Origin of the sequence: Psychrobacter sp. DM8 (assembly GCF_051307025.1) — a bacterium.
GTDB lineage: Bacteria > Pseudomonadota > Gammaproteobacteria > Pseudomonadales > Moraxellaceae > Psychrobacter.
Map to the genome: position 1 here is coordinate 1,145,625 of NZ_CP195538.1, position 14,120 is coordinate 1,159,744.

The 14,120-nt window shown below is 43.6% G+C and carries 9 protein-coding genes; all 9 read right to left on the reverse strand.

The genetic code is table 11. The features are described from left to right. Nucleotides 1–376 precede the first annotated feature (376 nt). The 9 genes from ACR64J_RS05025 to tssM all read right to left on the reverse strand — a co-directional run bounded on the left by ACR64J_RS05025 (nt 377) and on the right by tssM (nt 14,103). Complete coding sequence (locus ACR64J_RS05025; protein WP_435950781.1) at nt 377–1,369, reverse strand: hypothetical protein; 993 nt, start codon at nt 1,367–1,369, stop codon at nt 377–379. Nucleotides 1,370–1,383: 14 nt separating this feature from the next. Continuing rightward, nucleotides 1,384–2,382, reverse strand: a complete 999-nt coding sequence (locus ACR64J_RS05030) for a DUF2515 family protein (RefSeq protein WP_435950782.1) — start codon at nt 2,380–2,382, stop codon at nt 1,384–1,386. A gap of 9 nt (nt 2,383–2,391) precedes the next feature. Next, on the reverse strand, nt 2,392–3,786 hold the full coding sequence (locus ACR64J_RS05035) for a DUF2345 domain-containing protein (protein ID WP_435950783.1): 1,395 nt from the start codon (nt 3,784–3,786) through the stop codon (nt 2,392–2,394). A 151-nt stretch (nt 3,787–3,937) separates the two neighbouring features. After that, nucleotides 3,938–4,378, reverse strand: coding sequence for a hypothetical protein (locus tag ACR64J_RS05040; RefSeq protein ID WP_317200883.1), 441 nt, complete (start codon nt 4,376–4,378; stop codon nt 3,938–3,940). 88 nt (nt 4,379–4,466) lie between these two features. Next, nucleotides 4,467–5,435, reverse strand: a complete 969-nt coding sequence (locus tag ACR64J_RS05045) for a hypothetical protein (protein WP_435950784.1) — start codon at nt 5,433–5,435, stop codon at nt 4,467–4,469. Continuing rightward, nucleotides 5,435–8,113: a DUF2345 domain-containing protein gene (locus ACR64J_RS05050; RefSeq protein WP_435950785.1), complete on the reverse strand. Its 2,679-nt coding sequence runs from the start codon at nt 8,111–8,113 to the stop codon at nt 5,435–5,437. The genes ACR64J_RS05045 and ACR64J_RS05050 overlap by 1 nt, the downstream gene beginning before the upstream one ends. A gap of 73 nt (nt 8,114–8,186) precedes the next feature. Next, nucleotides 8,187–9,020, reverse strand: coding sequence for an OmpA family protein (locus ACR64J_RS05055; protein ID WP_435950786.1), 834 nt, complete (start codon nt 9,018–9,020; stop codon nt 8,187–8,189). Between the two features lie 86 nt (nt 9,021–9,106). Further along, nucleotides 9,107–10,087, reverse strand: coding sequence for a type VI secretion system-associated protein TagF (tagF, locus tag ACR64J_RS05060; protein ID WP_435950787.1), 981 nt, complete (start codon nt 10,085–10,087; stop codon nt 9,107–9,109). Beyond that, a complete protein-coding gene (gene tssM, locus ACR64J_RS05065; protein ID WP_435950788.1) occupies nt 10,084–14,103 on the reverse strand; it encodes a type VI secretion system membrane subunit TssM in 4,020 nt (1,339 codons plus the stop codon). Before tssM ends, tagF begins: the two co-directional genes overlap by 4 nt. Nucleotides 14,104–14,120: the final 17 nt, after the last annotated feature.

Below are 14,120 nucleotides of genomic sequence, written 5' to 3' on the forward strand. Positions count from 1 at the left end.
TGCGCTGCGATAACGTCTCTGTCTAAGCGCCTGCAATCCTGTGATCAGTAAAGGATATCCGCTGCAATCAGGGCTAGCGGTGGCATCAATTGCTTGCAAAGGGTGGTCGTGATTAGAGTTTGTATGCTAAATTATGATAAAAACCACCCGAAGGCTGTCAAGTAGACATAATAATAAATTATCCTTTATCACCATCAAATTGCCAAATCACCTCGCCCCAGTTATTGTTAGGGTAGTCAGGCATGATGTCACCTTGTTTAAAGTAAGCTCGGCTGTTCTCTTTAGCTAAAGTGAACCAGTAGCCAGATTTAGGACAAGGCTGATTGGCTAGGCAACGTCCTTTGGCTTGACTGGTAATTTCGGGTTTAGCGGTAGGCTAGTTCTCGTAATAAGGCGTCATGTCTTCGCCAGCCTCTTGACGCTTGATAAACTCCTCGTAGGTTATTTTATAGGAATCGATAGATACAAACTTACCAGTGTCGATACCTGTTTTTTCTAGTACAAGGGGTAGAGTGTAGTCGGGTTGGTATTGTTGTATATCTAAGCCCATTTTGATAGCTTCAGTTTCAATAAAGAGTCTAGCTTCGGGTAATTTGTCATAAAGCTTACTATATTCTTTAGTCAAGGGGTCGACATAATCATTCGGAACGACTTGTTGTAGTGGCTCTACTTCATTGAAAATCTCTGAACTAATCAGGTAATGACGCTTACCTGTAGATGAGTCTGTTTGTCTATTCATTCTAATATTTAAAAAGGTGTCTGCACCATGGCGAAGCTGCCATGTTTGAAGATCATCGAGCTGCAACCACTGTTTAAAACTTAATGGATAAGTATAATTAAGACTGAAGGCATATCCATCTTCTTTAGTGGCGAATGTAAAGCTGTCCTCGGGACTTAAACGAGGTTCACTTAAAGTTTTTGCATGCATCCAACCTTTATTATTTAACTTTTTAAATAAAGACATCATCTCTTTATAAGCGCGTTCGTCTGTTATGCCACTTACTTTGTGATCAAACAAAAATCCAAGACTGATCTTAGAGAGTTTATAGTTTTGCTGTTTAGTATTGTCATAAGCCAAAATTGACATAACACCATCAATACTTATCTGACCGTTCGGATATTTGATAGCAACAGTAGGCTCTTTGTATCTTGGAAAGTCATACCCTTGAAACGTAACTCCCATAGGCTGAGCATCGTTTTCTTGAAACGCTGTATATTCAGGATTTCTCTCATACAATGCTTTTGCAGTTGTATTTAAAACAATCTCTAACGGTTTATCAGGCATAGTGACCTCTGGTTCGGCTTGGCAAGAAGTAGCCGTTAAAATAATGGAGATATAAAAAATAAAATAAGTTAATTGTTTAAACATACTCATCTACTTATCTAATTAAAATTGACCCAACGGTCTGCTTTGTTGTACCAGCCTGCCATAGTTTGCAATTGTATTTCCATATAGGTAGACTCATTTTGCATTAGCCCATGAAATTTTTCAGCGACCTTTCTAATCCAGTCCATGCGACTTTCATAGTCATAAACAACAGTACCCTCAGGCGCACTTGCGGTATATTTTTCAATACTCGATGAACAGTTGCTAGTAAAAAACAAGGCAACATCAGGCGCAAACCAACTAAACATTTCCATTGAATCGATTTCACGCCTGTTTCTCCAGCCTTCGTATATTAAAGGCTGTAAAATCTCACCTTGTTCATGTTCAGCTATAATTAGTACATTTTGATATTGAGCTATTGCTCTTAGCGATTTATTATTTGCAGTTGAAGGAAATCTCTCAAATTTCTTAACTTCATTAAATCCTTTTTTTATAAAGTCATTACTTTTAAGATTATTGATTTTGGGTAAAGATTCTGCTGCCCAGTCTGTTTTATCAATAGCTGATTTTATTTCAGGAACGAGCGTACTTGTATTGCGCTTATCTATACAGTTGAAAAAAACTGTTGATCCAAATCTACTATAGTAATGATGCCATCCTGCGATATCTTGGAACAGCCAAAAATTGCCTTGGCCAAACCAATCACTAGCAGTGACTACAATGCCATGCTTAGTTGACGTAAGCGTCCAATGCTCTAGTGTACAAGCTACAGTTTTGCTCGCAAAGGCCCCAAGTGCCATCCAGTAAAAGCGGCCTTTTTTACTTGGATCACCGTTTTCTTCAGTTTCCAAATAAAATCGTGCATAGGTGCCTGCGATCTGTCTGGCTCTTACGCTATAACTGTCTACAAAATTGTAAGAGTTTGCTGACACTTCTTCGCTTAAACGTTTTAGGCAAAACTGTTGAGAAACAGACCATAACTCTTCACAAGTACATGTCGTTGGCGTACAGCTATTTAAAGTTGCATTGGTTTTAGCCTTTGCTTTGGTTACCATAATTTTCCCTTATTTATTGTTTTTCTTATTAAACGTAGACCAAACCAGCTTTACCTTTAATTCATCCTCTTTATCCCCTGAATTTACACGAGGTGTCTTACCTTCACTATCCGATTTCGATTCAATATTGACAGTTTTACTCATCAATCTATATTCTAGATCGGTCAAAGGAGTACCTGTAGGATCTAAAAACTGTACCTGTTCATCAAAGAATTCTTTTTCTACCAGCTTATCAAATGGTAATCGCGACAAATAACTGCTATCAACCGCACCCATCGCCTTACTATGCTTACCGCCTTTTTCCGTCACCTCTTTAGCAGCGATAGTGATATTGCTACCGTCCAAAGTAATACTCGCACCGCCTGCCGTTATCGTCACTTTGTTGGTGGCGACGACTTCAACCTCTTTGGTAGAGGAAGCGATGTTGACATCCTGCTTGGCCGTCGCTTCCATTTTGCCTGTATGCGCGGAGAGAGTGATATTGTCTTTGGCGTTAGTGAAACTCACTTGACCGTCGGCTACGATGTTGAGCGATTCGCTACTAATTTGGCTATGAGTATCACCACTGCTAATATTTAGGTCTTGCTGGGTGGTGGTGATCATCTCACCCATGGTTCTTTGTACAAGGGTATCGCTACTGACATAGCTAATATCAGCATTGCTGTCTATAAGGGTAAAAGGTGTGGTGTGATGCGTCTTATTAAGTCCGTTAACGTCTTGCTCTTTGGCGATAGTCTCTAATTGGGTTTTAATGGTTTTATGATCATTCACATTGCGACCTAAGCCTGTCGCCAGTTGGGCAAGGCGCTCATTTAGGTGCTGACCACCGAGACTGGTCTGAGTCAGGGTCGGGATGTGCTGCTGATAGTTGTGCTCTTGGACTTGCGCATGAGTTTGCGGCTGGGTGGACAGGGTGAGCGCTTGTCCCGATTTGATATTGATCTGCGCGTTGGTCGTGGCACTAATGCCTTCGCACTTACCGTTACTACTACCTTTTACTGCTGGGTTGATAACCCCCATCTTGAGACTGGCAGCAACTTGCCCCTCATCGATTTTGAACTGCGAGTAGGCTTGCTGGTCTCTATGATCGCTGATCCATTCGGTCATACCGCTACTGGTGTTGCGATAACCGCTCTCAACGGCTTGCTCGTTATCTGTACTGAAGAGACTATGACGGCTTTGGCTGAGGAGACTACCCGTATTCATCAAATGCTCACCATCACCGATGGACTGAATGAGGGTTTGATCATCCGCTCTATGGGTAAAGTGGCTACCGTAATTGCTACCGGCTTGGGTCTCTAATCGATTAATAGGTTGCGCAGGAGCGTCCAGCAAGTAGGGTTTGGTTGGCGTCATATGATTGCGGCTGTCGCTATCAGATTGACTCTCAGTGATACCTGTCATCGGCGGGAGCACTTGTCTGCTGTATAGCGCACCGACCCAAGGGGTATCGACAGTAAGCAGGGTCAGCTGGGTTAAGTGACGGCCGCTCTCTAGGCTTGAGGCATGACGCTGATGGTGGCGACGGCTGATACTAATACTAGTAGTCTAAAATTTAACTGAGTGAAACTGTGTAGCCTATGTCTCTACCAGTTTCTTCATCATATTTTCTAAAAGGTAGAAACCAAATATTAACAACTTTTCCTTTTTTCCAAACTTCAAAAACCTTTTCTTGTTCTATAGTGTAGGAAGATCTATTTTCTGAATCTACTATTGAAATAGTTAGTGAATCAAGACTATCTTCGAATAAATCATCTTTTACAGCAAATGAAATTGTAGGTTGATAAGGGCCAATATATATGTAGTTAGGTATTTTATGAGAGTATAGTTCTATAGTCGCCTCATGCGGGGGTATTACATTGTGAAAATTAAAAGTAACTTGAACACTGTTATCTTTTTCAAAGCTATTTAAATAAAGGCTATATTCTTTTTTTAAATCTGCCTGAATAAGTAAAAAGTCTTTCTCATCAAAATATTGATGATTGAATGCATTCATTGATTTCACCATATAAATATACGAAAAAACTAATAAGATTATTAGCGTAAATATAAGGAATGTGAGTTTTAATTTTTTGTTGATCATATTATTTAGGACTGAATCTAGTCATTGTTGAAGGTAATCCTGTAGGGGTATTGGCAGCAACTGGTATTTTTAATCCACCCCCTTTTCGCCATAATGAATAACCAACTGTTCCTTCTGATACCGCCCCTCTAGGAATCCATCCCCACATATTTTTATAACTTTCACCTAATTCTGGATGTAGTAATGCTTCATAATTTTCTAATATAGAAATGACATTATTACTATTTATTTTTCTTTTATCTTTAAGGTCTTCAGATATTTTTTCGGCATCTTCCTTAGGGTTCAAAATATTACTATATAGTGTACGTTTATAAAATGCATAAAAATCCATATTATGTCTATTTGCGAATAGTTGAGCAAAACTGTTGTCAGGATTTGCCTCGCTAATGTCATCAAACGATCCTTGAGTCCTAAGTGTTATACTATCTGCCATTCCTGTTCTACAAGCATACGAACTAGCTCTAGCTGAACTAAGAAAGTTAGTGTTACCAATAGCATTTATATCTGAAGTAGTTAAGTCGATATTAGGTCTAGCACTATAATTCAAGGTAATCTTTCCATTCAACCCATGACAAAAAAAAGCTAAGTCTTTTATTTTATAGTTTTCTCTATCCGCGTTTAATAGTTCTATAATTTTTGATTTGGTTTTCAACGCGACAAAATTTATGTTATCGGTAAATTCTATTTCGTTTTTTAGTCCTTCAATAGCCAATTTTTCCAAGCGAGTATAGCCATAATCAACATAAGCAATTGTTACTTTATCACATTCTCTAAACTTAATTCTGCTTTTGGTAAAAGGATATGCAGCTGCAATAAACATATTCTTTAACCAAAAATTATTATACTCAAATTCAGAACCAATAAATATAATATTTTCAGTTTTTGGTACTTTCGTACTTACTACTGCTCTATTAGTATTACTTCTTGGACTAGTTGATGACTGTCCAATTCTTTGCCAGTTATCGGTCATTAGAATCTTACCTCTATTTTAAGATCTTCAATTGCATAGCTCTCTATTACTTTTGTTCTGCCTTCATCATCTGTAATCCCTGTTTCAATACTTCCATCAGGTTTCGTAATTTTATAGTGACAGTTTGGTATAGGTTTTTGAGTATCTTCATCAACGATCACGAATCCTTCATCATATACAATTCTTAAATTATCATCTGTCTCTATCGATTTACTCGGCAACCCCGCCAAACCAAACCCATCTTTTCCACCCATCGCCTTACTATGCTTACCGCCTTTTTCCGTCACCTCTTTAGCAGCGATAGTGATATTGCTACCGTCCAAAGTAATACTCGCACCGCCTGCCGTTATCGTCACTTTGTTGGTGGCGACGACTTCAACCTCTTTGGTAGAGGAAGCGATGTTGACATCCTGCTTGGCCGTCGCTTCCATTTTGCCTGTATGCGCGGAGAGAGTGATATTGTCTTTGGCGTTAGTGAAACTCACTTGACCGTCGGCTACGATGTTGAGCGATTCGCTACTAATTTGGCTATGAGTATCACCACTGCTAATATTTAGGTCTTGCTGGGTGGTGGTGATCATCTCACCCATGGTTCTTTGTACAAGGGTATCGCTACTGACATAGCTAATATCAGCATTGCTGTCTATAAGGGTAAAAGGTGTGGTGTGATGCGTCTTATTAAGTCCGTTAACGTCTTGCTCTTTGGCGATAGTCTCTAATTGGGTTTTAATGGTTTTATGATCATTCACATTGCGACCTAAGCCTGTCGCCAGTTGGGCAAGGCGCTCATTTAGGTGCTGACCACCGAGACTGGTCTGAGTCAGGGTCGGGATGTGCTGCTGATAGTTGTGCTCTTGGACTTGCGCATGAGTTTGCGGCTGGGTGGACAGGGTGAGCGCTTGTCCCGATTTGATATTGATCTGCGCGTTGGTCGTGGCACTAATGCCTTCGCACTTACCGTTACTACTACCTTTTACTGCTGGGTTGATAACCCCCATCTTGAGACTGGCAGCAACTTGCCCCTCATCGATTTTGAACTGCGAGTAGGCTTGCTGGTCTCTATGATCGCTGATCCATTCGGTCATACCGCTACTGGTGTTGCGATAACCGCTCTCAACGGCTTGCTCGTTATCTGTACTGAAGAGACTATGACGGCTTTGGCTGAGGAGACTACCCGTATTCATCAAATGCTCACCATCACCGATGGACTGAATGAGGGTTTGATCATCCGCTCTATGGGTAAAGTGGCTACCGTAATTGCTACCGGCTTGGGTCTCTAATCGATTAATAGGTTGCGCAGGAGCGTCCAGCAAGTAGGGTTTGGTTGGCGTCATATGATTGCGGCTGTCGCTATCAGATTGACTCTCAGTGATACCTGTCATCGGCGGGAGCACTTGTCTGCTGTATAGCGCACCGACCCAAGGGGTATCGACAGTAAGCAGGGTCAGCTGGGTTAAGTGACGGCCGCTCTCTAGGCTTGAGGCATGACGCTGATGGTGACGGGTGCTGACAGTGAGTCCTGTGACATGGGCGAGACTATTACGAGCAAGGTGGAGGATATGGGTGGCACGGTACTGCTGGTTGAGATGGTTATGATCCACTAGGGTAAAGGTATCGGCAACGTTTAGGTCAGTACAGTGGGCTATGGCATGATAGATATGATGACGGCTGTGATGATGATGGGCTAGTATTCGGGCATCATCAATCGTCTCAGTGTCCGTTACAGGAGCAAAGGCGGCTGGGGTGTCAAGGGTAAGCGTACCGCTGGATTGATTGACCACTTCGGCGGACTGGGTGGGGTGCGAGACACTAGCGCTATTGAAGCGCTGTACCCTGATGGTGCTTGGCTGAGTGCTGATCTGTTCACTGATGGCAATGATAGGGGCGTGCGTGCGATCATGCAAGACTTGTTGGTAGCGGATAGGGCCGATGTGTTGACTGATACCCTCTTCAGTACTGGGATAGGCTGAGGTGATGACGAGGGTGGGCGGGGTGTGCTTCTCGGTTTGAGCATGACGCAAGTAGGCGCTGAGACCCTGACGCGTCAGACGCTCACAGATGTGTGCCCAGTCACTGCTTTGCCACTGGGTTAGGCGCGCTGGGGTCCAACTGGCGTTTTCCTCACTACTGCCATCAGAGCCACTGTCATCGATGACGTCTATCTTGAGTACAGCGGTGCGCTCCGCGACCATCGCTTGAACGGATAGGTCGGTATCTATCTGACTACGGGTATGCTGGTGCAAGCGATAGGTGAGGGGCTGGGCGATGAGGCGGTAGTAGCCATAGCTGCCATCATGATCAAGCTTGCGTATAGCAGTGAGATAAAGATGACGATAGGCAAGGCCGCTTGGGGTGTCAAAGCTCAGAGTCAAGGGGCTATTAATGAGAGTATGCAAAGGGCTAAAAGCGGGCAGATGCCGCTCATGGATATAAACGTGGAGGACGTAGGTATCGATGCTGTGCTGGTAGTGCTGTGTCAATGAGGAGGTGCCCAGACGATTTCTATTGAGCGCGGCGATGAGGGCGGATTCATCATGGGCGTCTATCAGAGCGTCGAGCCAGGCTTGATGGCTATGGGTGTCTTGACGACTACTGGCATAAGGGGCTTGGGTGCTAGTCTCACTGGCGTAGAGCCTGTCAGCGATCATAGGCAGGGGGGTGTTGCTTATGCGGTGCATGGGTGTGGTCCCTCTTGCTTAAGTGCCAGTAGTAGGTATCATCATACTGGCACTACAGAAATATCAAGATCTTTTATTCAGCTATAGTAAATTCAATGCGGCGGTTACGAGTGCGACCCTCTTCGTTATCGTTACTGGCAACAGGATCGGTATCCCCTTTGCCTGTGACGCTGATACGAGAGGCGTCTATATTACGTCCGATAAGGTACTGTTTGACGGCTTTGGCGCGCTGGTTGGAGAGCGCTAAATTAGCATCTGAATTGCCCACATTGTCAGTGTGACCAGTGATAACGACAGGCTTGTCACCGACACGGCGCAATACGTCGGCCATGTCATCCAAGATGCCAAGCCCCATTGGCGTCAAGTTAGCGCTACCAGATTCAAACTCTACGATGCGATTACCTAAAGTGTCGTCAATAAGACCTTGCTCACCTGCGGTGACAACGAGCTGATTATCGAGCTGATATAGATCCGTTAATCGGCTATGAATACGATTTTGAATAGCTCGGCTTTGCTCTAGGTTACTCACTTTGCCATGCAAGCCGATGGTCGTACCATGGATATCGATACGGCCTTGACGGATGTTTGAGATATCACTATCGATGATAGCCGTCGCCACCTGTTGCCAATTGGTTGGTACACTGATATTTGAGCGTACTTCGATCTCATCTCTAACGGGTTTGTTTGGGTATTGGGCTTTGAGTTTATCAAGCAATTGCTGCTTATCTGAGCTAGAGGCAACTACGCCCTTTATGACTACAGGAATATCCTGAGTACTAGTAGCAGGGCTTATATCACTTTGAGCGGCCAGCACCATAGCACTTGCTGATAAAGCAACTACGCCTGCCAGTATCAGGCTTTTTTTGTGAGGTTTAGGCTTGATGCTAGGTGGTAAACGGCGAAACATAAACATACCTTTTGTAGTGTCGGTAAACTTGTCCGAAAAGTAACTTTCAACGCTCTTTTTCTGCTAATACTATTATGATAGTAGTACTATTGCGCTAAAAATATTTGCTTAAACAGTTGTCTAGTATCATACAGGTAAAGATCATCTTGCATCAATATTTTGTTGAATCGAGTAAGACCGATATCATTATCGATATAACCTTGTGTCCAGCCGCTTTGAGCGATGACAACCCAGTCATCAGGACGCGTATCCGTAGAGCTCGTTAATTGACTTAGGACATGGCTATCAGGTTTACTAAAATTCATAAGTAAGCAGTAATGATCAGTATCGCGGTACAGATAGGTGTTTAAATACAAATGATGCGGCTGGTAAAACCCACTGATCAAATCGTGCCAAAAAGTTGCCATAAAGATAGCGCTCGCCTTGTCGGCAGGTAAGCACCAGCAAATGGTTTTATTGAGACTATTGAACCCTTTGCTGTAAGTTGGCAAAAACAATAAGCCTGTCGCAATAATTTGCTGAACCAGGTGCAACTTATCAATAGCCATAGAAGCAGCTATGTCTTGTAGGGTCGTTTTATTAATAAAATCGTAATAGTGTGTACTGGCGTTTTTATCGATAGTGAGCGAGCAATGATTTAGATCGTCAGTTGCCTGAGTGCTGTCAGCTTGAGATTTAGCGGCGCTAAGTGCGGCATAAGTATCGTCCCACATTTTTAAGGATTTTATAGGTAGATAATTCATCCACAGCTTAGGTTTGTCTACATGCATAAGACCAAACCCTATTAGAGGATATTGCCTATGGCTACTATCATGGCTTGGAATCAAGACACCTGTCATTATCTGGTTAGCAGCCGTATCGACATGACTAAAATTCAAAAACTGTGCCGCATTCAAAGAAGAGTTGTCATCTATTGACTCGTTCAAGATAGATTTTGAACGAGTCAAGGCCTCGCTGACCCACTGATCTATAAGGGTAGTTTCGCTGATATGAACTCGTGCACGAATGAAATCACCACGAGCAGGTAGCTTGCCAAAATATACTAAAGGGAGTGAGTCAGGAGTCATTGAGAGGACTCCTGTGCTTGGTTATCATTTTGGGGTGGGCTGGCGTTTTGAGTATTACCGCTATCTTCGTCATTATTGATCAAAGTAGGGTTGGTAGCCGCCTGTGAGGGGCTTGTTTGCTCAGTAGTAGTGCTCGGTGCGGCGGTTGCCCCGCTACGGTTTGCCGTACTTGCTGGCGGGGGCATAGCCGCATTACTGCTAGTGGCATCATTGGCATTATCGTCTGTTGGCCTAGCGGTACGAGTGACCCCAAGTCCGATGACCTCCTCTGGTAACTTCATCCCAGTAAAAGGATTGGTTGAGCGCCCTTGACTGGCCGTATTACTATTACCACTGATAATTCTAAACCGTACAGGAATAGTGATGCCGTCTCCTGACCATGCCATCTCAAAGACATCGTTACCAAGCTCGGTACGGCGTGCACTATTGATCAAACGCTCAACCCCAAAGCTACCTGCTTCCTCAAATATCGTATAGTCTTTGCCATCATAATCCTTAGCTCTGATACTAGCGCCAGGTTGGCTACTAGGATTGGGCCATACAAAGGTCGTCCAAGCTTGACTACCCATACGGTAGCGCAACTGTTGTCCATCAACGACAATCGTATACTCCGTCAGACCGCTTACGGGCAAAGGCATGATCTGAAAAGTGGTTTGATTGGCAGCCCCGCTATTATTGCTAGCGTTTGAACCGCTACCAGCGTTGCCAGTGTAATTGGTAAAATAGCGACCAAAGTCGGCCACAAACTTGGGGTTCAACCCTAGACCAGCACCGTTCCAAATCTTACTAGATATTTGATCACCGCGGCGAATAATGAAGGGTGATAAGGTCTCATTAACAAACTTAGCAACATAACCATCTTCGCCAAAGAACTGTCCAATTTCAGCAGGGGTAGCCTCAAGATTGGCATTGGCAGTAAAAGGGTATTTTTGACTCAAATTGTCATTAAAGGGCTTTTGTACCTGAGCTTGCCATACCTTGTTGATCTCGCTTCTAGTTGGTGTGAGTAGCATATTGAACGAGCGCGTCAATGGCTCACTGAGCAGCGGACGTACCAATTGCTTGATCTCTGAATTGGCTTGACTGAGTATCTGCTCATCTAAAATCTGTAAAGACTTGGTCAGCTCTGAGCCATCAGGGCTGAGCGTTTGCGAGGCAAAGAGTAGAGCGTCAGGTCCGATATCACTACTACGAGCTATATTGTTAAAGCGCGTTCTGATATCGCCCAAGCTGGCTAGATAATTGTCTAATAACGACAAATCTTGATTGTCCTCTCTTGGGGTAACTAGAGCATGGATAGAGGCAAACTCTTGAGCAACCATACCCGTGCTAGCAGGTATAGCCGCTGGTGCCGTGCTATCGTTGCTATTATTGTTCATAGCCGATTCAGCCATACGTAGCTCAGCTGGACTTTGGCGCAGGATGGTTTGCTTGAACCAATTAATAAAGCCGCGACGAGATTGCGCACCATTTCCTGATCCTTGACTAGCTGCTTGGTTGTCCCACTGAGTTTGACGATCAACGGTCTCAAACAAAGTTTTAAGCGGTGATTCTGCAGAGTTAGATAACTGATTTAAGAGAACCGCATGATCATCAAAGCCCTCACTGTCACGCACATAAACCTGTGACATAAAGCGCTTCCACTCAGAGATATACTCCTGTTTATAGCGATTAACCAAATACTGACGGATCTGTTCAGGGCTGCCTGTCAGTGTCAGGTCGTCATTGCTACTAGTGGCAAGCACCCAATCATCAGCGACCACTTTATTTGTCGCCGCTTTATCGATCTCATCACTAACAAATGACTCCCATGCTTGACGAGTAAAGGTACCTGAAATGACATAGCCGCCTAGCAGAGCTTCATTGGCATTATTTTGAGTAATTTGGGCGACAGTGACAGAAGGAAAGCGAGCTGATGCGCGCATTTTGATCTCAGAGTAAACGCGTTCGCGAGCGGGTTGACCTTTACTAACAGTCGATAGCGTCGTGCGCGTCTTATCGACTAAACCTAAATCATTTTGGATCAGCGGAAAGGCAGGATCATCAACATGAGCGAGAGAAAAGCTTAATATACGTTCCGCTTGGCGTATCATCTTGTCACGTGGCATATCGGCACGATTGGCCTCAAGCCAAGTACGCCAAAACCGCGTCATCTGATCACTTAAGTGACTGGTCTCTAGATTGTCATGATTGCCAAGCATAAGATAAGCTTTTAGGGCGTTATAGGCATCTTCGACATCCGTAGGATCGGATTGAATATAGGTGTCACTGCTAACCTCTTGCGTATCATCCTCTGAGACGTCTTGCACTTGTAAACGCTCAGCGTTGCTATTGACTTCTGTTAAAAATCCTTCAATGTTTTGAGTGGTCGGTGCTAATAAAATGATACTGATACCATTATAATATTCAGACAATAGTTTTTGCTTGAGCTTATCACCCTGATACAGACCGAACCTGAGTGACATAGGCCGACTGTCTTCATAGCCTTCAAGCTGTTCTATCCGGCTTTGTAAAATAGTGAGCGACTCAAGTTGAGATTGTAAATCACCATTGGCGCTGCTTTGAATTTGCGCCACTTGCTGTAGATCAGCGTCAACACGTTCAGTGAGTTGTTTGTTATTAGTATAAGACCAAGTCCATAGACCAACGGCGAGACACAGTACAGCAACTGAACTCAGTGTTGCAATAGCGCGGTGACTCCGCTTATTGCGGTTTTTGTGCTGCTTGACCAAATGTTTGTCTTTTAGGATAACCTTTGAGAATAAATCTTGCAAAAAGTAAGGCTTATCGGCCGCTTCTTGCTGAGCGTTCAGAGGTACTGCAGGGGATTTTAAGTCGTAATTTTGCACCATCTGCTGGGTCATTTGGCTTGTGACTTGACCCTCTTGTAAGGCACTAGTGAAATAGAACCCGCGTAGTATAGGTTTGAACTGAAAAGGATTGTCCTCAAACAATGCGTGCATCAGCGTTCTGATCATAGGACGCAAAGATTGAAATTCCATGGGAAAGGTCATAAGGCTTGGGGATACAGTACGCTGATGACGTAGCGATAGTTTGGTCGTGCTCAAGTCTTTTAGACCGTTGACCAGTACACCAAAGTGCTCTTCGAACACATCAGTAATATTGATATTTTCAGGATCTTCAGGGTAGGGGATGGTCGCGCCCCAAACCTGATGGCGCTCTTCTTGTTCGTAATCGTTAAAGAAATCTCGAAACCCTGAGACTAGATCCATCTTGGTAAAGACGACGTAGACGGGGGCATAAACTTCTAGCTGTTCCGTCAAATCCTGTACACGGCTACGTAAGTTTTTTGCCAATTCAAGGGCATAATTTGGATCATTTTTGGTCAGCTCCGCGATACTGACGGCGATGATAATGCCGTTAATAGGAGCTTTTGGACGGCTCTTTTTGAGTAAATTTAAAAACGACAACCACTCTGAGCGGTCATCTTCATAGGCTGAGTAGCGACCTGCGGTATCAAGCAAGATGCCTTCAGTTGAAAAAAACCAATCGCAGTTACGGGTACCACCAACGCCTTTTACCGAAAGTTTATTGGTCTGCTCCATAAATGGAAATTTAAGACCTGAATGCAGCACCGCTGAGCTTTTACCTGCTGCTGGATTGCCGATAACCATATACCAAGGTAGCTCATAAAGAGCTGCTTTGCCCGTTTGATCCCCTATTTTTGATTTACGTATGGTCTTGATAGCGTCTTGCATTTGCTGGCGAAGTGCCTGTACTTCTTGCGCGTTTTCATCTTTGGCAACCTGTGCATTATTACTAGCATCATCATTATTGTCCTCAACCAAATCAGCCAGCTCAGCGGAGGCTTTTTTACGCTTTTTCCTATATAAATAGCCGAGCAGTCCTAATATTATGCTAGCGACGAAAACACCCACAATCATAATAAAAGTATTGATAGTGACGTAATCATACAAGAGTACCAAAGCGACAATGATACCTAAAACTAACAATACTCTGGGATTATATATAAGATGAAAGAACCTTGAGAACATGCTTGCTACCTAGTATT